The organism is Polynucleobacter sp. MWH-Adler-W8 (genome assembly GCF_001889925.1).
Lineage (GTDB): Bacteria > Pseudomonadota > Gammaproteobacteria > Burkholderiales > Burkholderiaceae > Polynucleobacter.
Window position 1 is genome coordinate 12,373 of the sequence record NZ_LZFI01000004.1, and the last position, 23,548, is coordinate 35,920.

Genomic DNA, 23,548 nt, shown 5'->3' on the forward strand with positions numbered 1-23,548 from the left:
GCATCTGATACTCTCACTATATGAATACCGTGAACACAGAAAATTTCCCTACCGAACCGCGTCTTACCTCCCTTTCTCACGGTGGGGGCTGCGGCTGCAAAATTGCTCCCGGCGTTCTTTCTGAAATCCTTCAGAACGTACCTCAACTGCCCTTTCCAAAAGAGTTACTCATTGGCATTGAAACCTCTGATGATGCCGCTGTTTATCAGATTAATGAGTCTCAAGCAATCGTAGCCACAACGGATTTTTTCATGCCGATTGTGGATGATCCGTTTGATTTCGGAAAAATTGCCGCTACGAATGCGATCAGCGATATCTATGCAATGGGTGGCACACCCCTATTCGCACTTGCATTAGTCGGCATGCCGATTAAGGTCTTATCCAATAAAACCATTGCCCGAATTTTAGAGGGTGGCGCTGAAGCTTGTCGTAGCGCCGGCATTCCTATTGCTGGTGGTCATACGATTGACTCTGTAGAGCCTATATACGGACTGGTAGCCATTGGTATTGTGGATCCTAAGCGCGTGAAAAGTAATGCTAGCGCCAAACCGGGAGACGTACTGATTCTCGGCAAACCTCTAGGTGTCGGTGTTTTATCTGCCGCGCTGAAAAAAGATCTTTTGGGGCCAGATGGCTATCGAGAGATGATCTCCAATACTACTAAGCTGAATTCTGCCGGCCCTGATTTAGCCAAACTAGCTGGCGTACATGCATTAACAGATGTGACTGGCTTTGGATTGGCTGGCCATACTTTAGAACTCGCACGAGGCTCCAACTGCACAGCGCATATTGATTGGAGCCAAGTGCCCCTGCTATCTAATGTACAAAAGCTGGCTGATGATGGCATTATTACCGGCGCATCAGATCGTAACTGGCTTAGCTACGGCGATGAAGTAGGCATTCCTGCAGATTTCACACTAGCTCAACGTGCTTTATTGACCGATCCCCAAACCAGTGGCGGCTTATTGGTATCTTGCAGCCCTGAGAGCGTTAAAGAGGTGTTGGATATCTTCAATCAACATCAGTTCCTTGGCGCCCGCATCATTGGCCAAATGAGCAAGCTTCAAGGAAAGCCCCTGGTTGTTTCTTAGGACAACTCTTAATTTAATTTTTTAAATTAAATACGCTTGAGAAATCTAGCTGGCCATTACCTGCTTTGCTATGACTCTCATAAAGCTGTTGCGCTAATTTCCCAAGAGGAACACTAGCATCTAGATCTTCTGCATTCTCAACTGCCAGCCCCATGTCTTTGAGCATGAGATCCACGCCAAAACCACCAGCGTAACCTTTTGAAGAGGGCACGTTTTCCATGACGCCTGGACAAGGGTTATATAACTCCAAAGCCCAGTTGCGACCCGAACTCTTAGACATGATGTCAGAAAGAACTTTGGGGTCCAGGCCATTAGCAATACCTAATCGCAGCGCCTCACTCGTCCCCAGCATCTGAATACCTAAAAGCATGTTGTTGCAGACTTTGACAGTCTGCCCCGCTCCATTGCCTCCAGCGTGAAAGATGTTCTTGCCCATCGCCTCCAACAAAGGACGCGCGCACTCAACAGCACTCGTTTCCCCGCCGACCATAAACGTTAAAGTGCCCGATTGCGCGCCTGCAGTTCCACCCGAGACTGGCGCATCAACCATGGCAAACCCTTTTGCCTTAGCGGCAGCAGCAACGGTTTGTGCTGCCTTTGGTGAAATCGTTGAGCAATCAATAAGCAACGTTTTAGGGTTCGCGCTTGCCAACAAACCGGCATCACCAATATACAAACCCTCCACATGACGAGAGGCGGGCAGCATGCTGATCAAAACATCGACATCTTTTGCGGTGTCGTTTGCATTTGCTGCAACGCTACCTCCTGCAGCTGCAAAAACATCAAGCTGACTGTTTACCAAATCGAAGCCTGTAACTTGATGTCCTGCTTTTAATAAGTTCAGGGCCATCGGCAAGCCCATATTGCCAAGTCCAATAAATCCGATTTTCATATCGATCCCAATTTCTTAATATTGTTTATTGTTTTCTAGAAGCGAGATATTTGACGCCCTCAGGCCCATAGGACTCGGAATGCACTTCTTTCAATCCCAGCTCAAATACATCACCAGCTTTGTAGGTCCCGCTCTCCCCATGTATGACGATATCGATACTGCCTTCAATTACTAGCGCCCTCACTTCAAATGGATGCTCGTGATTACCAAGTCGACCATTGGGAACTTGCTGAACCTCTACCGGCTCAGGAAATCCTTCCTGCTCAAGTAACCGTTGAAATTGCTCTGTATTCATGGTCTAACTATAGCGTGGATATACTCTCTTAGCATGAGGTCATTTATATAAAAAGTCATGATGGTGAAAGTCATTGGGCTGATGGAGCTAATGGATCGAAGCGCTAGCAACTATTCGCAGCCAGGCAATGAAACTCACTTTGTTTAGCATTGCTATCTAAGCGCAGCACTGAAAGTACAAGCCCCCAATAAAAAAGCCTAGCTCGTAAAAGCCAGGCTTATCAATCAGTCTGGAGTGAGAATTACTTCTTGGCTTCCATCGCCTCTTTAGCAGCAGTGATTTCTTTGCGGCGCTCCTTGCAGGCACCGGCAATTTCTTGCAAGGCTTTACGTGCGCGAGCAGCAGATGCCTTAATACCTTTTTCAATAAATTTTTCGTTTTCAGCTTTGTAAGCTTCAAAAGCAGCCAACAATGTATCGTGTTGTGACATCTCGTCTCCTATTAACAAATGAATATTTATACTGACAGCCCCGTCAGTATATCCCCATAAAAACCATAGAAAATCGCCCCCTAAATCAGGGATAACTCTTATATTTGCGCGTTAATTCAAAATAGCCTTATTGAACCAAAATTACCTAAAAAGGTTAAAAATCCCCAGAAAATCGCCTTTGTCGCCTATTTGCCGCCTTATTGGGCTGTCCGCTTACCCCAAAATGAGCGCTTGGCCGCTCTTTTAACTGGCCTGCGGCTCTCCATGGACAGTCTTTGGTAAAGGCATTCTGACCTCCAATAATTCAATGAAGAGTCAGATTAAAAGATAATGACTCCATAAAAGATCCTAGAGACGGTATGACCATTCAAACTAAAAATCATTCATTCGTTCGCAACAAACTTCTTAATAAAGAAGAAATTGCATTTTTAGATGTCCGCGAGGAAGATCCTCATGCGCAAGAGCATCCCCTGTTTGCCGCAAATCTACCTCTTTCCAGAGTAGAGATTGATGCTTACGCAAAGCTACCAAAGAAAAACGTACCTATCGTCACCCTTGATGATGGTGAAGGTTTTGCTCAGCTAGCTGCGCAACGCTTAATCAATCTTGGGTACACCGATGTATCGGTTTTTGAGGGAGGTGTGCAAGACTGGAAAGCAGCTGGTGGTGAAGTATTTAAAGATGTGAATGTTCCCAGTAAATCATTTGGTGAGTTTGTAGAATCCAAGGTCCATACCCCCTCTTTATCAGCGCAAGAAGTAAAAAAATTAATCGATAACAAGGAAGATGTCGTTGTTGTTGATGTACGCCGCTTTGATGAATACAACACCATGAGTATTCCAACCGGCATTAGCGTTCCAGGCGCAGAGCTAGTTTTGCGTCTCCCAGAATTAGCGCCTAACCCAAAGACAAAAGTGATTGTGAACTGCGCCGGTAGAACTCGCAGCATTATTGGCACGCAGTCGCTAATTAATGCCGGCATTCCAAACGAAGTCAATGCGCTACGTAATGGCACGATTGGCTGGACGCTTGCTGGTCAAGAATTGGATAAAGGGCAAAGCAGAAAGTTTCAAGAAGTGAGTGACGACACAAGAAATGGGGCGGCAATTCGCGCTCGTAGCGTTGCTGATCGTGCAGGGGTAAAGCGCGCTAGCCTCAGCGATTTGCAGACATGGAAAACGCAATCTGATCGAACGACTTATTTCTTTGATACGCGCACTCCAGAAGAATATGAAGCAGGTCATCTTCCTGGCTTTAGATCGGTACCTGGTGGACAGCTTGTACAAGAAACGGAGATGGTTTCTCCAGTTCGTGGCGCACGGGTAGTGTTGGTAGACCCCAGTGGCGGCGGAGTACGCGCCAATATGCCCGCATCTTGGTTAGCGCAAATGGCTTGGGATATCTATGTTCTTGATGGAGTCAATGCCTCCGATCTCACAGAAAAAGGTATTTGGAAGGCGCCCCTACCCGCTCTTCCAACCATTGAAAGCGTAGATGCCGCAACCGTTTCCAATTGGCTTAAGAGTGATAGCAATACGATTGCAATTGATTTCAGCACCCATGCTAACTATGTTAAAGGACACGTCCCTGGAAGTTGGTATGCCCTTCGATCACAAATGGCAGAAGCAATGAAAAAAATTCCTCAGGTAGATCGCTATGTCATTACCAGTACACCAGCTGAATTAAGCCTCTTTGCTGCTCAGGAAGTACAAGCATTGACTGAAGCCGAGGTACTCGTTTTAGAGGGCGGCAATACTGCCTGGGTAAAAGCAGGATTTGAGCTGGAGAAAGGTCCGAGTCATTTAGCCTCGCCTCCTCTGGATCGCTATAAGCGCCCCTATGAAGGCACTAGCGTAGATCCTGCAGCGATGCAGGCATATCTTGATTGGGAGTTTGGTTTAGTGGAACAACTGGACAAGGACGGAACCCATCACTTCTGGGTTCTCTAAGTCCTTGCTGTTGTTCTAAAAGCTTACTAAGTTGATCAGTTAAACAATCTTGTTGCGGATGATACCGATGCCAGTGATGTTTGTTTCCATAACATCACCTGGCTTCATAAACTCCTGAGGCGTTCTGCCTGCGCCAACCCCAGAAGGAGTACCGGTCGCAATGATGTCGCCTGGCAGTAATGTTAAGCCACGCGATAGCTCAGCAATAATTGCTGGGATCTTGAAATACATTTGCTTGTAACTAGCGTTTTGCTTTTCAACACCATTCACACGGCAAATAATGCGAGTGTCATCCAAATTGACGCCACCTGCAGTAACAACCCATGGACCCATTGGGCCGTGACCATCCAAGCTCTTGCCTTTAAACCATTGGCCGGACTGACGCTTTTGCTGAATATCACGCGCCGTAGTATCGTTGAAGGCAGAATAGCCAAAGACGTAGTCCATTGCATTCTCTTCAGAAATATTCTTACCCTTTTTACCAATCACCACTGCTAGCTCAGCCTCCCAGTCAATCATGGTGGAGATGCCAGCATCATAAGGAATGTTATCAAACGGGCCATTCATGGTTTGCGTGCCTTTAGTAAAGAGCACAGGAACCTTTGGATACTCCTTCACAGCAGTATCGGCACGATGCTTGAGGCCCTCTTCAAAATGGTCTAGGTAATTCCAGCCCACACAATAAATATTGCTTTGTGGCTTAGGAATAGGTGATAGCAAGATCACATTATTCACATTCGCCAAATTACTTCCGCGACCTTTAAATAATGTAGCCAACTCCAGCAAGCCTTTGTTGCCAGAGGCAGCCAATGAAATCATTGAAGTAGGATCAAATGAGAGCTGTACTTTTTGACGAGCCGCTTCTGCAGGGATATCAACCACCATACCGTCATTGGTAACCAAACCTAATCTTGAGGTGGCACCCATTTTAGGCAGATAGTTTGCAATTCTAAGGCCTGCTTTACCAGTCAATGGCTCCACCACAATCGGCGGCTGACCATCAGTAGCAGCAATTGCATTAGAAATAAACATACCGCTAATAGCAGCAGATGCACCCAATTTAAGCGCATCTCTCCGATTTGTATCCACAGCGTCTCCTTCAATATTTTGTTTTAAATGTCTTATCAAGACTTATTTGTTGTTTATTAAACAATCTGCTGTAAATATTAATACCAAACCTGTTTCTTAGGCGAAATATTGGAAATATCGCTATCCTCTAGGGGTGCAATCCTTGAGAATCCCTCCCCAAATTCGCCTAGCCTTCTACCTTGCGATCCTTCTCGGGCTCAGTGCCTGCGGTCGAGAGACATACACCACTTGGAGTTGTAGCTCCCCTCCCGAGTCTAAAATTACCATGGTGCTCCGAAAGGCCCAAATGGAATTTAAGGGGGCGGCACTGGATTATTGCGGTAGTTTGGGTACCCAAAGCTACTTTGATGAGAAATGCTCAGGTCAAACCAATCAATCGAAGACCATATTTTCTCCCTCCTCAGGATTGCTTTTGATCAATGGTCAAGAATTCCAGTGCACCGCCTTATAAAAAGAATAGGAATGCATTACCGATGAATCGACTCAGCCCTAAGAAATTACTCCTCACCAAATGGACCGCAGTTAAACCGATTGCCAAGCAAAAGCATTTCTTGGTGAGTAAAGTAATTCTGCCAGAACCACCAAACGAGAAAATTGAGTTCGTCGAAATTGAGGCGGTCTACTCGAAGCAAACTACGCAAATTGCATGGCGTGATCTCACCAATAGCGAGCTATGGCTACAAGGCTGGAAATAAAAAACCGCCCCAGTCATGAGGCGGTTTTTTTGTTTGGTTTAATCAGAGCTATTCATCAGACTTCTTCTTACCACCAGATTTTTTAACCAGGTCATCGATATTCTTTTCGGCAGTCTCGGCCACTTGGTTCACAATGCGACGCCCTTCTTTAAACATATTCTGACCAGTCGTTGACATTTCATGAACTACCTTAGATAGCTTTTCAGCATGCGCTGGGATTTTATTTTCAGCGTCCTCAAGCCAAGTTACCAAAGAGCTACGAACCTTTTCAAGATGCTTCTCAGTTTCATCAGCAGCACCTTCGCCGAGATCTTTTAAAACTGCTTTTACCTTCTTTTGATATGCAGCTGCACGTTTCGCAGTTTCTTTTGCAGCTTCTTCCTGCAAGTCTTTTAATTTAGCTAAATCGTTCTTAGCGGCTGACTTGGCGCTATCGAGGGCATTTTTCATACCCCACTCAATCTCCGCCATATGATGCTCACTTAATTTTTTTGCTGCCTCAAGCAAAGTATGTGAATAATCAAACAATTCCTTTGCTTTTTCACGCTGCCATTTTTGAAGTTCTTTTGCATCCATTTTTACGCTCCTATAAACAAGGGTTAATAAAGCTTTGGCATTTAACTCTATACCGAAATAGACGAACTGCCAATTCCCCGAATTTACCGCATTAAAATGACAAGATGAGTGAAAAAATATCCATTTATGAGTCTATAGGCGGCATAGATCAAATTGACGCATTAGTAGACCGTTTTTACGATTTAATGGCCCTAGAACCCCATTTTGAGGATCTACGGTCCATGCACCCTCAGGACCTTTCCGGCTCTAGGGAAAAACTCAAGTTCTTCCTCACCGGCTGGATGGGAGGTCCTGATATCTACTCCCCGAAGTACGGCCACCCCATGCTTAGGGCTCGACATCTGCCATTCAAAATTGGTTTAAAAGAACGAGATCAATGGTTAGCTTGTATGTATAAGGCTATGAAAGATTGCGGAATAACTGGTGATGCCGCGAAACAACTTGAAGAGTCTTTTCTGAACACTGCGGATTGGATGAGAAATCAACCCAACTAATGATGTGGTCATTAAGCGGGAATAGTGGTTTGGTGTTATTCGCTAAACTCTAATTAATAGCTCCATTCGCAAAGTAAAAAATGATTGAAAGCACGATGCAGCTCCTGAGCGATCCCAATGCTTGGATTGCCTTTCTAACGCTCTCTGCCCTTGAGATTATTCTCGGCATTGATAACATCATTTTTATTAGCGTTATCGCCAACAGACTCCCTTCTGAAATTCGGGAGAGGGTTCGCCGCTTCGGTCTTTTGTTTGCGCTTGTCACTCGCATTCTTTTATTGCTAAGTCTATCGTGGGTAATGGGTCTCACAACACCCCTCTTCAGCATCTCCGACCACCTGATTAGTGGCAGAGATTCAATCTTATTGCTTGGCGGCTTCTTCCTAATCTGGAAGGCCTCCAAAGAAATTTATATTGAAGTAGAGGTGGGTGAGCATGGCGATGAACAAATTGACTCTCAGGGGAAAGACCGCGCCAAGTCAATGGTCTCTTTATTTATTAGCTCTGTTTTACAAATTGGCTTACTAGATATTATTTTTTCTCTGGATAGCGTCATTACGGCAGTGGGCATGGTTGATCAAATTAGCGTGATGATCGCAGCGGTTCTCGCTTCAGTCCTCATCATGCTCATCGCCGCTAAACCTATCGGGGATTTTGTTCAGCGCCATCCTTCTATCAAAGTATTGGCCTTATCGTTTCTGACCGTTGTAGGCGTAGTACTGATCGCAGAAGGAATGGGCGTTCATATTCCTAAAGGTTATGTCTATGTTGCTATGGCATTTTCTTTATCGGTTGAGCTTTTAAATATCCGCTCACGTGAAAAGAAAAAACAGTCGAGGTAAGCCTTGATTTGACAAGAAATTTATAGGGATTGGGCGCAAGCAAAACCGCTAGCCCATGCCCATTGGAAATTATGTCCGCCTAAATGACCGGTGACATCCACGCACTCACCAATGAAGAATAATCCCGGATGCTTACGCGACATCATCGTTTGCCCGTCGAGCTCTTTGGTATCTACCCCGCCCAACATCACCTCTGCCTTTTTCCAACCTAAGGTACCCGCAGGCTTTACAGACCAGTTCGTGAGCAGCTCCTTAAGAGCTTGACGGTCTTTTTTAGAGACTTCGGCCCATTTGCGGCCCATTAGATTGCGCTGCTCTGCAAATGCTTTAGCTAAGCGCTGAGGAAGCACAGAAGCCAAAATCGTTTCGGTAAGCTTTAAGCGATTCTCTTCGTTATTAAAGAGTTCATCACAATTAAATCCTCCAGGACGCTCAATTGCACCAAGCCAATCGATGTGAATAGGTTCGCCTTCTTCCCAATAACTGCTAGCCTGAAGAACGGCAGGCCCTGATAATCCTTTGTGAGTCAGAAGCAAATCCTCATTGAATCTACAGGCGCCATATCGATGGCCCTTTGAACCGGAGGCAATTCTGACTGGTACAGCTAGACCGGCCAACTCACCGAGATCACCGAAGTTATCTGCAGTAAATGAGAGTGGCACTAAAGCAGGCCTAGGATCAACCACATTTAATCCAAACTGCTTTGCAACATCCAAGGAATAAGCAGTGGCTCCAATGGCGGGCACTGGTAAACCACCCGTTGCCATGACTACTGACTTGGTTTTTTCGGTGCCAGCATTCGTTTGGATGAGCCATCGATCATCCTCTTGCTCAATTGATTGCACGGAGACTGGATGACGTATGGTCACATTTCCTTTGGCGCACTCTGCAAACAATAGCTCAATGATTTGTTTGGCAGAATCATCGCAAAATAATTGGCCTTGGTGTTTCTCATGATAATTAATGCCATGAGATGTAACTAGCTTGATAAATTCTGTTGAGGGGTATCTAGCGAGTGCACTTTTTACAAAATGCTGATTGAGAGATAAGAAGTTAGCTGGGCTACTATGGAGATTGGTGAAGTTGCAACGTCCACCACCGCTAATACGAATCTTTTCGCCCAAAACCTCTGCGTGATCCAGCACAAGTACTTTTTTTCCTAACTGACCAGCAATTCCTGCGCAAAATAGGCCAGCTGCCCCGCCACCGATAATGATGGCATCCCAAGTTTTACTCATCGATTACTCAAAACGATCAATGATGTCAGATGAGATGTTAAGTTTTCTCATATGGAGCTTGGTATAGGCTTGGCGGAAGTTCTTGGTCATGGAAATCATGACTGATGCAGTCCATGCAAAGGAAAACATTCCAGAAAAAGCGATGATCACTGCCAGCATCTTCCAGCCATCGGGAAGAATGTCCTCCATAAATCCCATTGCCGTATAGGTACTGCCGCTAAATAAAATACTTTGCCCCAGAGCGGGTAGTAACTTGAATGCGTACAAAGCAATACCCCAAATCAGTATTTCAGCGATATGGGTTAAGAACAAACAGAAGACGCTCACGTAAAAACAGAGAGCCACAGCAGAGTATTTTTTCTCAGCCAAATACAGAAAAGTTTTCACTTCATAGCGCTTGGCAATCTGCAGTAACGCTACCCCATGAAAAACCATGATCAACAGGAGCATGGAGGCACCCAAAAGATAGCCAGGAAGATCTAGTGATGTAGCGATGCTAGTTTGAGATAGATTCATGGTGGTGATTTTACAGGCGAGCGCTTGTTAACCCAATTGATACCAATCCTGAATCACCTGCCAAGCCTCCTGGGCAGTCTCTGAAAAGTGAATAGTTTGCATATCCTCCTCATCAATGACGCCAAATTCCACCATCTGCTTAAAACGAATCATTTCATTCCAGTAGTCCTTGCCCACCAATATCACCGGAATAGGAACAACTTTTTTAGTCTGGATCAGTGTCAACACCTCGAATAACTCATCAATGGAACCGAACCCCCCGGGGAAAGCTACGATTGCTCTAGCGCGCAACATAAAGTGCATCTTGCGTAGCGCGAAGTAATGAAAGCGAAAACTTAAGCCCGGGCTGACATATAGATTGGGCTGCTGCTCTCTAGGTAGACTGATATTAAAGCCGATAGTTTTATCGCCCGCCTCAAATGCACCTCGATTGGCGGCCTCCATAATTCCAGGGCCACCGCCTGTGCAAATATGAAGTTTATTAAAGTTATTCTCTTGGGTAGCGTTGTAATGAGCCACTAATGACCCAAACTCTCGGGCTGATTCGTAGCACTTGCTGTGCAGAAGCGATTTGTTAGCAGCTGCAATTTCCTCTGGAGTCTTTGCTTTTTTCTTCAGAGCTAATGCTTCAGTATGACTGATAAATCGAGTTGAACCAAAGACACTAATCGTATGCTCGATACCGTGCTCTTTAAGCAGTACATCGGGCTTGAGTAACTCCAACTCAAAACGAATACCCATAGTCTCTCTTCGAGCTAAAAAGGCTTCATCACCAAAAGCAAACTTATAAGAATCCTCAGAATCTTCTTCTGCTATTTGGCTCTTGTGAAGATTTAAAAACTCAGTAATAGTCTGTGAGTTATTAATCGGGAGTTTTGGACTCATGTTGCAACCTTTGAGGGCATGTATAGATCAATCTTAACCCGCGTATTAACTTAGTGTTAATACCTAGTTCTCTCGAAGAATATGGCTTCTAGGGATTATTGGGATTTACCTGGTAGTAAAGGCGAGTTAATATTGCCAGAATTTCAACTAAATCGAAGGAAAAGCAATGAGTAACCGTTCAATCATCATCATGGTACTAGTCTTAATTGGTGCTACTGCCTACTTACTCCTCAAAGGCGATGGCAACGTTGATATGGGCGGCGAAAAGCATGGTGCAGAAGCTGCTCATATGGAAGAAGCTAAGAAAGATGCTCCTGCCGCCGCTCCAACAGCACCTGCTGCTGCTCCAGCGGCTGATGCTAAGAAGTAATTTCTTCTTTTGCCGATAAAACCGCGGCCCGCCGCGGTTTTTTTATCTCCATATTTTAATGAAGCTGATATTTTCGTCACTCCTGTCTCTTACACTTTTATGTGTATCGCAACTTGCTATTAGTCAATCATCCAAGCCCATGAAAACCATTGATCAGCCCACCTTATCTTCTTTTGCCCCAACCGGTGTTTTGCGTGTTGGCATTAATTTGGGAAATCCGGTTCTTGCTAATGAAGATCCGATCTCAAAAAACCTATATGGGGTAACCATTGATATTGCCAATGAGATTGGAAAACGCATTTCATTGCCCGTGCAATTAATCCCCTTTAAGTCGGCAGGTGCAACAGTAGATGCAGTGAAGACTAGAGAAATTGACTTAGTCTTTGTAGCGATTGATCCAGTCCGGGGCGCAGACATCAGCTATACCCCAGCCTATATACAAATTGAAGGTGCTTATATGGTAAAAGTCTCTTCTCCATTAAAGACTAACGATGAAGTAGATGCTGCCGGCAATGAAATTGTCGTTGGCAAAGGTAGCGCCTATGATCTTTACCTTACGCGCGAAATTAAGAATGCCGCTCTTCTAAGAGCTGCAAGCTCACAGACAGTGATTGATGACTTCATGTCTGGAACGGGCAATGTTGCGGCAGGTGTAAAACAGCAGCTAGAAAGTGATGCCAAGCGCTATCCGGGATTGCGCATGCTACCTGGTCGATTCATGGTGATTAATCAGGCGATTGGCATTCCGAAGGCTAGAGCCAATTATGAAAGTACAAGCGCCTATTTAAGCAATGTCATCGCAGAACTCAAGCAGTCTGGGTTTGTGGCAGACGCTATGAAACGTCACAATATCCAAGGCGCAAAAGTAGCTGACCAATAAAGCTAATTGGGTTGGTGTAGATTAACGTGTATGCATGCAATTTAGTACGATACTGTACTCATGAATTTTCCCGCTCAACTGAATACCCTTCCTCTTGTGGTACACCTAAAACGAGAGCCTGCAGAGCATAAAGGCAATGCAGGCAAAGTCGTTTTAATTGGCGGCGCTCCAGGAATGGCGGGCGCCCTGATTTTGGCGGGCAATGCCTGCCTTCATCTAGGCGCAGGCTGGACTATCCTAGAAATCTTAGATCCTGCTTCAGCACGTGCAAATGTCGATCACCCCGAGCTCATGATTCGTCAGGCTACAAATAATATTTATGAGACTCTGAATACCACTCAGCCCGATGTTATTGCTATTGGACCAGGTCTTGGAAAATCCGCTTTAGCGATTGAATGCCTGCGTGCGTCACTCTTATACCCAAACATACCATTGGTGGTTGATGCTGATGCCCTCAATTTAATCAGCGAATCCACTGTGTTGCTTGAACAACTACAAGCACGCAATCACACTCTTCCAGAATTGACTGTTCTCACGCCTCACCCTGGTGAAGCAGCCAAACTTTTGAAGATCACAACCGAAGAAGTGCAATCAGATCGCGTGGGCGCTATTCAAAAGTTGGTTGAATTAACCCAATCGATTGTTGTCCTCAAAGGACAACATACCCTGATTGCCTCACCACAGCACCCTCTAGTTCAATGTCTTGCCGGAAATCCTGGAATGGGTACTGGAGGCATGGGGGATATTCTGACGGGAAGCATTGCTGCCATTGCTGCCCAAGGAATTCGGCATCAACTAGATCTATGGCAAGCTACTGGGATTGCAGTTGAGCTGCATGCCAGTGCTGCAGATAGCTTAGTGAGTAATGGGATTGGTCCGATAGGCCTAACGCCCTCCGAGACCATTTTAGAAATGCGAGCGCTACTCAATAAGCTGTTATAAACCCTTATGCATTCAGCAAGCGCAGCACATCATCACCGACGTTACCTCTATGGCATCTTGATGGCCGGAGTAGGTTCTATGCTATTTTCCGGCAAAGCGATTTTGGTAAAACTCGCCTTTGGTTATGGTGCAAATGCGGAGACTCTTCTTGCCTTACGTATGCTCATGGCGCTTCCTCTGTTCTGGGGAATATTCTGGTGGGAGTCTCGCCGTAAGGCAATGAACCCCATCACTTGGCTTGATCGCGCAAAATTATTCTTCCTTGGATTTTTAGGTTACTTTTTATCAAGCTATATTGATTTCTTGGGACTTCAATACATCTCGGTTGGCCTTGAGAGAATTGTTCTTTACCTCACGCCAACCATTGTTTTAATAATCTCTTATTTTGTTTTAAAGAAACCCGTATCTCAACTACAGTGGATATCGCTCATCGTTGGCTACATTGGAGTGTTTATCGTCTTTATTCAAGATGCGAGCTCCACCGGCATTAATGCCTGGTTAGGCATGGCTCTTGTGTTTGGCAGTGCCTGCTCCTATGCGGCCTACATGATTGGTGCTGGAGAAATGGTGAAGCGTATTGGTAGCGTGCGCTTAGTGGTCTATGCCAGTTCAGCCTCGGCATTTTTGAGCATAGCGCAATCAACCATCCATAACCCAATGGCTATATTTGAACAGCCTCTACCCATTTATTGGTTTAGCCTTCTGAATGCCAGCTTATGCACGGTCATTCCAATGCTGCTGATTATGATTGCCATCAACCGCATCGGATCTCCACTTGTAGCTCAAGCTGGAATACTTGGCCCAGTCTCCACCATCTTTATGGGATATCTCATTCTGGCGGAGCCAATCACTTGGACGCAAATTAGTGGTATGACTTTGGTGATGGCTGCAATGTGGTTGTTAGTGCGCAATGAACCCCAAAGAAAAAAGTCACCAAACCCCAAAAGATCTGATGACTTCGATGGTGCAGAGCCCCTCAACTAAAGGCGACTCATTTAAGCGTATTACTGAGCTGCAGCCTCAGCTGCTGCCTTAGCTTTCTTTTTGGATTTCTTTTTTGCTTTTTTCTCAGCCTTCTTTTCTTTCTTTGCTTTTTTCTTTGCTTTTTTCTCAGCTGACTTCTCAGCCGGAGTGGCGGCAGGTGCAGCTACTGGAGCGGCAGCAGGTGCGGCCACTGGTGCAGGTGCAGGAGCTGGATCAGCAGCCATCACAGAGATGGGGGCAATGCTGATAGCAGCAGAAATAAGGGTTGCCAGGCTCAAGCGCGCGATACGAGAAATCATGTAATTCTCCAAGATAGTTTGTGGATAATTTAATAATACTCAAAAATTTGAGAAAAATGCTTCATTTTTTAAAGGTTGCTTATGAGTGGTTTTCCGAACGACATTTTTACTGAGCCCCAAGGCTACTCCGTCAATACCCTAGAACAGCTCGGACCCTTGACTGGCATGGCTGGGATTTGGGAAGGTGTTCGTGGTTTGGACGTAAAGCCCAAAGCCGAAGGCCCTAAGAAGCAAGCTTATGTGGAGCGAATTGAGCTCCAACCAATTGACCCCCAAACCAATGGCCCTCAGCTTTTTTATGGCTTGAGATACCATACCCACATCACTAAACCCGATCAAGTAAAGACCTATCATGACCAAGTAGGGTATTGGTTATGGGAGCCCGCAACTGGCAACATCATTCATACACTGAGTATTCCTCGAGGCATGATTACGATGGCTTCTGGTAACGCTGCTGCAAATGCAAGGCAATTTGAACTGCATGCAAAGGAAGATGATCGCTGCGCAGGCATATCATCCAATCCATTTTTGGATTACGCCTTTAGAACGATTGAGTTTCGCATTCAGGTTTCAATTAACGATGATGGTACTTGGTCTTATGAACAAGACACCGTGATGAAGATTAAAGATCAAGCAGAGTTATTTCATCACGTTGATAACAACACCCTGCATAAGATCGGTGAAGCCACTCCTAATCCCCTGGCTAGATAAAAGCAGTATCACCCTAGAATGCAATAAAGGCCATCAGATGATGGCCTTTATTTCTTAATGCTGAACCACTTAAGTTGATCACGCAGGCTGCGCTTCAGCCTCGGTAATTTTTTCTAACGCAGTTGCGAGATGTCCAACTGTGCGGTCAACATGCGTTAATTTTTCCAGGCCAAACAAACCAAGGCGGAAGGTCCGGAAATCTGGACGCTCGTCACATTGCAACGGTACACCCGCTGCAGTTTGTAAGCCCAGAGCAATGAATTTCTTACCAGATTGAATATCAGGATCTTTGGTGAAGCTCACTATTACGCCTGGGGATTGATACCCTTTAGCCGCCACCGAAGGGTAACCCTTAGACACCAATAGATCGCGGACCTTGGTACCCAATTCAATTTGCTTGGCTTTTAATGCTGCAAAACCAAGTGACTGAGTTTCCTTCATTACACTGCGCAAAATCTTTAAAGCATCAGTAGGCATAGTGGTGTGATATACGTGACCACCTTTTTCATAGGCCTCCATAATCTGTAACCATTTTTTCAAGTCCATCGAGAAGCTAGTACTTTGAGTTGAGTCAATGCGTTCACGACCTCTTTCACCGAGCGCAATCAAGGCACAACATGGTGAACTGCTCCAGCCTTTTTGTGGCGCTGAAATCAACACATCAACATTACATGCCTTCATATCAACCCACATTGCGCCAGAGGCAATGCAGTCCAATACAAAAATACCATCCACTGAGCGCACTGCTTCACCAACGGCTTTAATGTAATCATCCGGAAGGATGATGCCAGCTGATGTTTCAACGTGCGGCGCAAAAACAACCGCAGGCTTTTCTTTCTTGATAAATGCCACTACCTCTTCAATCGGAGCAGGTGCAAAAGCGCCTTGTGCAGAGTTATCTAGTTGTCGGCCTTTTAAAATAGAGACATCTTTGAAAGAGCTATCCAAATCAAAAATTTGTGTCCAGCGATAACTAAACCAGCCATTGCGCAACACTAGGGATTTCTTATTATTAGCAAATTGGCGGGCTACTGCTTCCATGCCAAAAGTTCCGCTACCGGGAACAATGACTGCAGAGCTAGCGTTATAAGCATCTTTAAGGACACTCGAAATATCAACCATCACGCGCTTGAACTCTTCAGACATGTGATTTAAGGAGCGGTCGGTATAAACAACCGAGAACTCCAATAATCCATCTGGATCAACATTGGGGAGTAAGCCTGGCATAGTAATTTCCTAGGGATTTCAGTGATTAGCCCTAAATGATACCGATTTAAGGCTTTCTTGTGGCCTAGACCCCAAAACCCTGCTTAAAAGGGCGTTTTTGCCAGTTTTGGCAGTTTTACCCTCCTCTTTTCGAGGAGATAACAATACCCGCCACAATCAGACCAAAGGCGAGCCCATGAAATAGTTGGGGAGGCTCACCCAGCATGGCAGCCGATAAAAGCGCAGTAAATAAGGGTATGAAATTAGCAAAAAAAGCGGCAACCGTAGGTCCTGCTCCATTCACGCCCAGACCCCAGAAGCGATAAGCAATTAAGGAGGGGCCAATTGCTACAAAGACAATTAAAGAGGCGGTCCACCAATTGAGATGCAGAAAAGCATGCCCAGCTGCAATTTCAAAACCATCAAAAAATCCCGTCCACAACAGACCCACTGTTACTTGCGCCATTAAAAATTCAGCCCATGGCCATTGGCGTTCTGTGCTGGTGCCTGGACGACTTAACATCCAACTATAAAAGGCCCACAAGATAGTGGCTAACATTATTAAAAGATCGCCTACTACCATTTGCATAGACAGTAAGGCCGACAGGTCTCCACGAGTAAGCACAATGCCAACACCGAGCAAGCTCACTACTGCGCCAATCATCTGCAAGATGCCGGGCTTTACTTGATAAAACACAGCGCCAATGAATAGCATCCAGATGGGCATGCTAGCGCCGATCAAGGTGACGTTAATAGCGGTAGATGTTTGAAGGGCGAGATATAACAGTACGTTATAGCTACCTACCCCGAATAAACCCAAGAGGAGGAAACGTTTCTTGTTTTGCCATAAAGCACTTCCCGGCATCAGTACACGCCAACCCAAAGGAAGTAACAGTAAGGCAGCCAATCCCCAGCGGACTGCGCTTAAGGTAATTGGGGAGATGCTTCCAACCAATACTCGCCCAGCGATTGCATTACCTGCCCATAAAGCGGTAGCTGTGAGCAAGTAGGCAATGGTGGCGAAATTCAGTTGGTACATACAGAGGGGCTTAATGGGGAAGTAGTTATTTGAGGTCTCCAAGCAAGGGATACCCTAGCATTGTAGAAACAAATCCCCGGTATTGCTAAGATAGAGCTTAAATTAAGCTTTTGCTTCTACAAAATAGCATCAAAAAGAAGGATACATTGTGGCAATCATTACCAATATAGAAGACTTGCGGGTCCTCCATCAAAAGCGCACCCCTAAGATGTTCTACGACTATGCAGACTCGGGATCGTGGACTGAGTCAACATACCGTGCCAATGAATCCGATTTTCAAAAGATTAAATTGCGTCAGCGTGTAGCGGTCAATATGACTAACCGCACCACCAAGACAACCATGATTGGCCAAGAGGTTGCAATGCCAGTGGCGCTGGCACCTACAGGTCTTACTGGCATGCAACATGCCGATGGTGAAATTTTGGCAGCCAAGGCTGCTGAAAAGTTTGGTGTGCCATTTTGCTTATCTACTATGAGTATTTGCTCAATTGAAGATGTGGCGGAGCACACTACAAAACCATTTTGGTTCCAACTTTACGTCATGAAAGATCGCGGCTTTATTGAGCGCTTAATTGAGCGCGCTAAAGCAGCCAAATGTTCCGCACTAGTTCTGACTCTGGATTTGCAAATCCTAGGTCAGCGTCATAAAGATCTTAAGAATGGCCTCTCCGCCCCTCCTAAGCTGACGATTGCCAATATGATCAATATGGCGACTAAGCCACGCTGGTGCTTGGGTATGGCTATGACGCCACGCAGAACCTTTCGCAATATTGTTGGTCACGCTACTGGTGTCGGCAATATGTCTTCACTGTCTTCTTGGACTGCAGAGCAATTTGATCCGGGCCTCAATTGGGGTGATGTGGAATGGATTAAAAAACTCTGGGGTGGAAAGCTCATTATCAAAGGTATCTTAGATGAAGGTGATGCGCGCTTGGCAGCAAACTCGGGCGCCGATGCTTTAATTGTCTCCAACCATGGCGGCCGTCAATTAGATGGCGCGATTTCTAGCATTCAGGCTTTACCTGGAATTGTGGATGCTGTTGGCAAAGATATTGAAGTATGGATGGATGGCGGCATTCGCTCAGGTCAAGATGTTTTAAAAGCATGGGCTTTGGGTGCGCGCGGCACGATGATTGGTCGCCCTTTCCTATATGGCTTAGGCGCCATGGGTGAGGCTGGTGTCACCAAGTGTTTAGAGTTAATTCACAATGAGTTGGATATCACTATGGCATTCACAGGTCATCGCGATATTCAGAATGTGACTAAAGATATTTTGTATCCAGGAACCTTTTAAATTTTTCCCATCCTCAACCACCCTCTTGCTGTCTTTGGCGTCTCACTTACAGTATTTGCCTTCTCTGTTTGGTTTGGATATGCCGCACTGAGTCGCTACCGTACAAAAGATACTGAGACATCTGCAGATCTTGGCATTATTCAGACCGCCACCTTAACCTTGCTAGCCTTAATTATTGGCTTTACCTTCTCAATGGCTATCAATCGCCATGATCAGCGAGAGCTCTTTGAGGAAGGCGAGGCAAATGCCATTGGTACCGAATTCTTAAGAGCTGATCTGCTGCTCCCAAAGGCTGCAGCGGCTACCAAGGACCTCTTACTTCAATATACAGATCAACGCATTCTGTTTTACTCAAAACAGAGCCCCGAAAAGATTGAAGAGATTCGTAGTAAAACAGATCAATTGCAAACTGCCCTCTGGAATGAGATTCTTCCAACCGTTCGCACGCAACACACTGCTTCTATTGCATTGGTTGCTGCTGGTATGAATGATGTTTTGAATTCTCAAGGCTATGTACAAGCAGCTTGGTGGAATCGCATCCCCCTTACGGCCTGGGCGCTGATGTCAGCAATCGCTATTTGCGCCAATCTATTGGTTGGGTTTGGCGCGCGGAATTTTGAGAAGAATATCGGCCTATTCATGATCTTCCCTTTTGTTATCGCGGTATCTTTCTTTTTGATTGCCGATATTGATAGTCCAAGGGGTGGAGTCATTCGGATTGAAGCTAGAAACTTAGTGGCACTAAAAAATAACCTAAGCCAACAGATGAAAATTGCCAGTCCATCTATCGGCAATCAATAAGCTTCACCTTAAAGGCGGCCCAGATGAAACGAGTAGTCGATGTTTTTAAAAACCGGGGGCGCGAACTGGTGTGGACCTATGTCATCCATCTTCAGAATGACGAGGAATTTCATCCTGGACAGCTAGATTTTGAAGTTGAGGCTCTTAGGCTCTCCCAAATAGACAAGCGTGGCTTAGTAAATGAGCTCAGCGCCAAGGTTAGGCTTAATAACTAAACCTGAATTTCCGCCTTAAAGGGTAAAGTCCCTGGCATTAATAATGTGAATGAGATTCATTATCATTTGTGATGAATTCACTTAACATCTATATGCAATGCCGAAAATCAAATACCACCCCGCCTCTATCTTCTTTCATTGGCTTGTTTTCTTCCTAGTTGTCGCTGCTTTTGCAGTGATTGAGCTCAAAGGACAGTTTCCCAAAGGCAGCGAGCCTCGTGAACTATGCAAATCAATTCATGGCGTTATCGGACAGCTCATTTTTATAGCTATGGCTCTTCGCCTCATCATCCGTTTGACTTATAGCGTTCCCGAACCCACAAACCCAAAGACTTGGTTCATCTCATTGGCCAAGGCAATGCATTGGCTGCTATATGCCCTACTCTTAATATCGCCCATCTTTGGGGTCCTGTATTTTCAGTATGGCGGCAAAGAAATCCACTTCTTTGGCTTGGTATGGCCTCAGCTAGTCACCCCCAATCCAGAAATGAAAAAAGTAGTTGAAGGGATCCATGAATTCCTAGGAAACTCACTCTATTTTTTGATTGGCATTCATGCTTTAGCAGGCTTGTGGCAACATTACGTCGTAAAGGACGATACACTTCGTCGTATGCTGAATAAAGTTGATGCCTAAAATGAAACCTCTCTCTAAAAAAGCCAAGATGGCAATAGGCTGGACAGTCTTAATGACTGTAGCGGGCACCGCGATGCTGCATCAATGGCAATTTTTTGCCATGGGTTTCGCATCTCTTGCCATGTTGCTCGTAGCCAATCATTACGACCTTCTTAAAGACCCAGAAGACAAAAAATAATCCCGCCGGTTTGGGCGGGATTAATTGTTAGGTGCCCCAAGATTCTGGGGCTCCATTAGAGGGCCGGATAGTCCGTATAACCCGCCTCTTCGCCACCATAAAAAGTAGCGCGGTTATAAGCATTCAGAGCGGCACCCTGCTGAAATCTCTCCGCTAAATCTGGATTAGAAATATAGAGTCGTCCATAAGCTACTGCATCAGCCAGACCTTCTTCTAATACTTTTTCACCCATAGCTTGGTCATACCCACCAGCGGTGATAAATTTGCCTTGATAAGCAGCACGGAACATCTCTGAGGTAATAGGAGCATCTTCAAAGACTTGATCGCCGCCGCCGGCACTGGTTGAGCGAGGCTCAATCATATGCACGTAAGCTAAGTTATAGCCATTAAGCTTCTTAATTGCGGCAGTAAATAATGCTACCGGATCACTATCACCCATATCGTTGAAAGTGCCGTATGGTGAAAGGCGAACGCCCACTTTATCGCTCGGGAATACTTTGCTTACAGCCTCGATCACTTGACCCAATAGGCGCAGGCGATTATCAATCGAGCCGCCATATTCATCCATACGTTGATTAGTTTTATCTTGCAAGAACTGATCTAACAAGTAGCCATTGGCCGAGTGAATTTCAATACCATCAAAGCCTGCAGCTTTTGCATTCTGTGCTGCCGCCTCAAACTCTTTGAGCAAGCGAGCAATATCTTCCAAACTCATTGCCGTTGGAGTCTCATAATCATGCAACTTCCAATCTGCGCCATACGTTTGACCAGCCGCAGCAATTGCAGAGGGCGCCTCAGGTACACCCTGCTCTGGATGCAAGGAAGAATGCGAGATGCGGCCTACGTGCCACAGCTGCGCAACAATCGCACCACCCTTGGCATGAACTGCCTCAACAATCTCTTTCCATGCAGCGGTTTGTTCCGCCGAATAGATTCCAGGCGTCGCTGGGTAACCCTTACCCAGTGGAGAAATCTGTGTTGCCTCAGTAATAATGAGTCCGGCACTCGCACGTTGTGCGTAATAGGTTTTCGCTAACGGATTAGGAACATCACCATCAATCGCACGCATTCGTGTGAGTGGTGCCATTACTAAACGATTTTTTAAATGAAGTGCCCCCAGATTTACCGGAGTGAACATGATTTCTTTGCCTGACATTTGCTGCCTTTTAAATAAGTAAAAAGAGGGTTGACTGTAACAAGGATTGGTAAATTTTGCTGAACATGTGATTAAGCGACGCCAAATTGTTCGCGTATGCAATCTGCTAGCGCGTTAAATTCTTGAGTATGTGCCGTAGAGGGTCGCGCAACTAAAGCAATCACTCTTTTGGGTGCTGGTGAGGCCAACTCTTTTGCGACTAACTCAGAGTTATTTAATAGACTACTTTTGACCGCCATTCCAGGAAGCAAGGCAATACCAAGTCCAGACTCCACCATTTGCAACAAGGTCAACAAGCTAGTAGCTTCCATCCCCTCAGCCTTACGAATGTCAGTGCGCTTACACGCTTGCAAACTATGCTCTCGTAGACAATGCCCTTCTTCGAGTAGCAAGAGGCGCTCGGCCATCTTGGCAGGCAAGGTCACTTCCTTTCCCTTCAAGGCGGGATCCCCCTCCTTGGCAACCAACCAAAAATGGTCGTCAAATAATTCCTGAACGAGAAGACCCTCAACATCATATGGAAGCGCTATCAAAGCAAAATCCAATTTATGCTCAGCTAATCTAGAGAGCAGATTAGCAGTGAGATCTTCTCTGAGTGTAATTTTAAGTTCTGGAAAACGACTGCGAATTTCCGGAAGCAACGTTGGCAATAGAAATGGTGCAATAGTTGGTATGACGCCCAAACGAATTGTGGCAGTCATGGGTTTACCAGTGGCGCCTGCATACTCCACTAAATCTTCAGATGCCGCCAAGATTAGCTTGGCACGCTCAAGAACCTCCAAACCTATTGGAGTGATAGATACATTCTGTCGATCACGTTCCACCAAGCGGATCCCCAATGCATCCTCCAACTCCTTAAGGCCAGCACTTAAAGTCGACTGACCAACAAAACAGGCTTGAGCCGCGCGCGTGAAATTGAGCTCTTTCGCCAATGCAACGAAATACCCCAGTTGCCTTAAAGACGGCAAATAAGCCATTTTTCCCTCCATTATCGAATAATTAGATAAATACTATCATAATGATTCATTAGACTGATCAATAAATAAGGCGCACACTGCATTCATGGTTGAAAAAGCAGCAAAGAATACTCAACAAACCGTATGTCTTAATAAAGGAATCAAAATGACACGCCCAGAAATCAAAACCATCCAAAACTTAGAGTCCGCCTTTGCCGGTGAATCCATGGCTCATATTAAGTATCGTTACTTTGCTAAATTGGCTCGCGCGGCTGGCGACGAAGAAACCGCAAAAATCTTTGAAGCAACCGCTGACCAAGAAGTGATGCATGCCTTTGGCCACTTAGACTTACTCTACCCTGCCGGCACAATTACTCCAGCAAGAGCCTTAGAGATTGCCATTGAAGGCGAAACCTATGAATACACAGAAATGTATCCATCCTTTCGGAAAACGGCAGTTGAAGAAGGCAATGCTGCGGCCATACAAGAAATCGATGAGCAAATTGCGGAATCTAAAGAGCATGCTGAGCAATTTCAGGCGGTATTGGCCAAAGCAGCAAAACGCTTCGCAGCGTTAGCAAACGTTGAAGAGCGTCATGCGAACCATTACAAGCAAGCTTTGGAAAAGGCTAAGGTTTTTGCAGCCCAATAAGATGAGCCCAGAAAGAATTAGAAATTAAATTTAAAATCAACAGACTATTTAAGGAATCAAAATGAAAACTTACCAATGTATCGTGTGCGGCTATATTTATGACGAAGCCAAAGGAATCCCAGAAGATGGCATTCCAGCCGGCACACTCTGGGCTGATGTACCAGAAGATTGGGAATGCCCTGATTGCGGTGTAGCAAAAGCAGACTTCGAAATGGTTCAGGTAAGGTAAGACCGCTTCA

General features: G+C 45.5%; 30 protein-coding genes. 17 read left to right on the forward strand and 13 right to left on the reverse strand.

The genetic code is table 11. The annotated features are described in order from the left end of the window. Positions 1-20: 20 nt before the first annotated feature. A complete protein-coding gene (gene selD, locus AOC28_RS05320; RefSeq protein ID WP_072582934.1) occupies positions 21-1,091 on the forward strand; it encodes a selenide, water dikinase SelD in 1,071 nt (356 codons plus the stop codon). 13 nt (positions 1,092-1,104) lie between these two features. Here selD and mmsB read toward each other — a convergent pair whose 3' ends face one another. From mmsB to AOC28_RS05335, 3 genes are all read right to left on the reverse strand, one after another. Continuing rightward, entirely contained in the window at positions 1,105-1,983 is an 879-nt protein-coding gene (gene mmsB, locus AOC28_RS05325; protein WP_072582935.1) for a 3-hydroxyisobutyrate dehydrogenase, read from the reverse strand. 25 nt (positions 1,984-2,008) lie between these two features. Further along, a complete protein-coding gene (locus AOC28_RS05330; protein ID WP_072582936.1) occupies positions 2,009-2,278 on the reverse strand; it encodes a cupin in 270 nt (89 codons plus the stop codon). 241 nt (positions 2,279-2,519) lie between these two features. Beyond that, on the reverse strand, positions 2,520-2,708 hold the full coding sequence (locus tag AOC28_RS05335) for a hypothetical protein (RefSeq protein WP_072582937.1): 189 nt from the start codon (positions 2,706-2,708) through the stop codon (positions 2,520-2,522). Positions 2,709-3,067: 359 nt separating this feature from the next. Between AOC28_RS05335 and AOC28_RS05340 the strand changes: the two genes are divergently transcribed. Then, the gene (locus tag AOC28_RS05340; RefSeq protein ID WP_072582938.1) at positions 3,068-4,657 is read left to right on the forward strand and encodes a rhodanese homology domain-containing protein; all 1,590 of its coding nucleotides are present in this window, start codon (positions 3,068-3,070) and stop codon (positions 4,655-4,657) included. A gap of 39 nt (positions 4,658-4,696) precedes the next feature. On the opposite strand, the gene AOC28_RS05345 is transcribed toward AOC28_RS05340, so the two are convergent. After that, a complete protein-coding gene (locus AOC28_RS05345) occupies positions 4,697-5,746 on the reverse strand; it encodes a fumarylacetoacetate hydrolase family protein (RefSeq protein ID WP_072582939.1) in 1,050 nt (349 codons plus the stop codon). A 473-nt stretch (positions 5,747-6,219) separates the two neighbouring features. Here AOC28_RS05345 and AOC28_RS05355 point away from each other — a divergent pair, with 473 nt between their 5' ends. Next, the gene (locus AOC28_RS05355) at positions 6,220-6,441 is read left to right on the forward strand and encodes a TIGR02450 family Trp-rich protein (RefSeq protein ID WP_072582941.1); all 222 of its coding nucleotides are present in this window, start codon (positions 6,220-6,222) and stop codon (positions 6,439-6,441) included. A 48-nt stretch (positions 6,442-6,489) separates the two neighbouring features. Here the strand turns inward: AOC28_RS05355 and AOC28_RS05360 are convergent, their stop codons facing one another. Continuing rightward, complete coding sequence (locus tag AOC28_RS05360) at positions 6,490-7,017, reverse strand: phasin family protein (protein WP_072582942.1); 528 nt, start codon at positions 7,015-7,017, stop codon at positions 6,490-6,492. 104 nt (positions 7,018-7,121) lie between these two features. On the opposite strand from AOC28_RS05360, the gene AOC28_RS05365 reads away from it, so the two are divergent. Both AOC28_RS05365 and AOC28_RS05370 read left to right on the forward strand, forming a co-directional pair. Beyond that, entirely contained in the window at positions 7,122-7,511 is a 390-nt protein-coding gene (locus AOC28_RS05365; protein ID WP_072582943.1) for a group II truncated hemoglobin, read from the forward strand. An 80-nt stretch (positions 7,512-7,591) separates the two neighbouring features. Beyond that, a complete protein-coding gene (locus AOC28_RS05370) occupies positions 7,592-8,353 on the forward strand; it encodes a TerC family protein (protein WP_202816828.1) in 762 nt (253 codons plus the stop codon). Positions 8,354-8,373: 20 nt separating this feature from the next. On the opposite strand, the gene AOC28_RS05375 is transcribed toward AOC28_RS05370, so the two are convergent. The 3 genes from AOC28_RS05375 to AOC28_RS05385 are packed head-to-tail and all read right to left on the reverse strand — an operon-like array spanning position 8,374 to position 10,992. After that, positions 8,374-9,591 (reverse strand): aminoacetone oxidase family FAD-binding enzyme, encoded by a 1,218-nt coding sequence (locus AOC28_RS05375; protein ID WP_072582944.1) that lies wholly within the window; start codon positions 9,589-9,591, stop codon positions 8,374-8,376. A gap of 3 nt (positions 9,592-9,594) precedes the next feature. Beyond that, positions 9,595-10,107 (reverse strand): hypothetical protein, encoded by a 513-nt coding sequence (locus AOC28_RS05380; RefSeq protein WP_072582945.1) that lies wholly within the window; start codon positions 10,105-10,107, stop codon positions 9,595-9,597. Between the two features lie 27 nt (positions 10,108-10,134). Next, positions 10,135-10,992, reverse strand: a complete 858-nt coding sequence (locus AOC28_RS05385) for an LOG family protein (RefSeq protein WP_072582946.1) — start codon at positions 10,990-10,992, stop codon at positions 10,135-10,137. 166 nt (positions 10,993-11,158) lie between these two features. Between AOC28_RS05385 and AOC28_RS05390 the strand changes: the two genes are divergently transcribed. The 4 genes from AOC28_RS05390 to AOC28_RS05405 all read left to right on the forward strand — a co-directional run bounded on the left by AOC28_RS05390 (position 11,159) and on the right by AOC28_RS05405 (position 14,168). Next, positions 11,159-11,362: a hypothetical protein gene (locus tag AOC28_RS05390; protein WP_072582947.1), complete on the forward strand. Its 204-nt coding sequence runs from the start codon at positions 11,159-11,161 to the stop codon at positions 11,360-11,362. Between the two features lie 139 nt (positions 11,363-11,501). Then, a complete protein-coding gene (locus AOC28_RS05395) occupies positions 11,502-12,242 on the forward strand; it encodes an ABC transporter substrate-binding protein (RefSeq protein ID WP_072582948.1) in 741 nt (246 codons plus the stop codon). Positions 12,243-12,302: 60 nt separating this feature from the next. Next, positions 12,303-13,184: an NAD(P)H-hydrate dehydratase gene (locus tag AOC28_RS05400; RefSeq protein ID WP_072582949.1), complete on the forward strand. Its 882-nt coding sequence runs from the start codon at positions 12,303-12,305 to the stop codon at positions 13,182-13,184. Positions 13,185-13,190: 6 nt separating this feature from the next. Next, positions 13,191-14,168: a DMT family transporter gene (locus AOC28_RS05405; RefSeq protein ID WP_072582950.1), complete on the forward strand. Its 978-nt coding sequence runs from the start codon at positions 13,191-13,193 to the stop codon at positions 14,166-14,168. Positions 14,169-14,188: 20 nt separating this feature from the next. Here the strand turns inward: AOC28_RS05405 and AOC28_RS05410 are convergent, their stop codons facing one another. Then, the gene (locus AOC28_RS05410; protein WP_072582951.1) at positions 14,189-14,467 is read right to left on the reverse strand and encodes a protein tyrosine phosphatase; all 279 of its coding nucleotides are present in this window, start codon (positions 14,465-14,467) and stop codon (positions 14,189-14,191) included. Between the two features lie 81 nt (positions 14,468-14,548). Between AOC28_RS05410 and AOC28_RS05415 the strand changes: the two genes are divergently transcribed. Further along, complete coding sequence (locus tag AOC28_RS05415; protein WP_072582952.1) at positions 14,549-15,178, forward strand: heme-binding beta-barrel domain-containing protein; 630 nt, start codon at positions 14,549-14,551, stop codon at positions 15,176-15,178. 78 nt (positions 15,179-15,256) lie between these two features. Here the strand turns inward: AOC28_RS05415 and AOC28_RS05420 are convergent, their stop codons facing one another. Together AOC28_RS05420 and AOC28_RS05425 are read right to left on the reverse strand one after the other, a co-directional pair. Continuing rightward, the gene (locus AOC28_RS05420) at positions 15,257-16,405 is read right to left on the reverse strand and encodes an aminotransferase class V-fold PLP-dependent enzyme (RefSeq protein ID WP_072582953.1); all 1,149 of its coding nucleotides are present in this window, start codon (positions 16,403-16,405) and stop codon (positions 15,257-15,259) included. A 115-nt stretch (positions 16,406-16,520) separates the two neighbouring features. Continuing rightward, the gene (locus AOC28_RS05425; RefSeq protein WP_072582954.1) at positions 16,521-17,423 is read right to left on the reverse strand and encodes a DMT family transporter; all 903 of its coding nucleotides are present in this window, start codon (positions 17,421-17,423) and stop codon (positions 16,521-16,523) included. A 148-nt stretch (positions 17,424-17,571) separates the two neighbouring features. On the opposite strand from AOC28_RS05425, the gene AOC28_RS05430 reads away from it, so the two are divergent. The 5 genes from AOC28_RS05430 to AOC28_RS11375 all read left to right on the forward strand — a co-directional run bounded on the left by AOC28_RS05430 (position 17,572) and on the right by AOC28_RS11375 (position 20,545). Further along, a complete protein-coding gene (locus AOC28_RS05430; RefSeq protein WP_072582955.1) occupies positions 17,572-18,717 on the forward strand; it encodes an alpha-hydroxy acid oxidase in 1,146 nt (381 codons plus the stop codon). Positions 18,718-18,909: 192 nt separating this feature from the next. After that, entirely contained in the window at positions 18,910-19,518 is a 609-nt protein-coding gene (locus AOC28_RS05435; protein WP_237767746.1) for a hypothetical protein, read from the forward strand. 23 nt (positions 19,519-19,541) lie between these two features. Next, complete coding sequence (locus AOC28_RS05440; protein WP_072582957.1) at positions 19,542-19,733, forward strand: hypothetical protein; 192 nt, start codon at positions 19,542-19,544, stop codon at positions 19,731-19,733. 97 nt (positions 19,734-19,830) lie between these two features. Beyond that, on the forward strand, positions 19,831-20,367 hold the full coding sequence (locus AOC28_RS05445) for a cytochrome b (protein ID WP_072582958.1): 537 nt from the start codon (positions 19,831-19,833) through the stop codon (positions 20,365-20,367). Next, positions 20,360-20,545: a hypothetical protein gene (locus tag AOC28_RS11375; RefSeq protein ID WP_072582959.1), complete on the forward strand. Its 186-nt coding sequence runs from the start codon at positions 20,360-20,362 to the stop codon at positions 20,543-20,545. Before AOC28_RS05445 ends, AOC28_RS11375 begins: the two co-directional genes overlap by 8 nt. 55 nt (positions 20,546-20,600) lie before the next feature. On the opposite strand, the gene AOC28_RS05455 is transcribed toward AOC28_RS11375, so the two are convergent. After that, positions 20,601-21,701, reverse strand: coding sequence for an alkene reductase (locus AOC28_RS05455; RefSeq protein ID WP_072582960.1), 1,101 nt, complete (start codon positions 21,699-21,701; stop codon positions 20,601-20,603). Positions 21,702-21,772: 71 nt separating this feature from the next. Next, positions 21,773-22,678 (reverse strand): hydrogen peroxide-inducible genes activator, encoded by a 906-nt coding sequence (locus AOC28_RS05460; RefSeq protein ID WP_072582961.1) that lies wholly within the window; start codon positions 22,676-22,678, stop codon positions 21,773-21,775. Positions 22,679-22,823: 145 nt separating this feature from the next. Here AOC28_RS05460 and AOC28_RS05465 point away from each other — a divergent pair, with 145 nt between their 5' ends. Then, entirely contained in the window at positions 22,824-23,309 is a 486-nt protein-coding gene (locus AOC28_RS05465) for a rubrerythrin family protein (RefSeq protein ID WP_072583180.1), read from the forward strand. 61 nt (positions 23,310-23,370) lie between these two features. Then, complete coding sequence (locus AOC28_RS05470; protein ID WP_072582962.1) at positions 23,371-23,538, forward strand: rubredoxin; 168 nt, start codon at positions 23,371-23,373, stop codon at positions 23,536-23,538. Positions 23,539-23,548 lie beyond the last annotated feature (10 nt).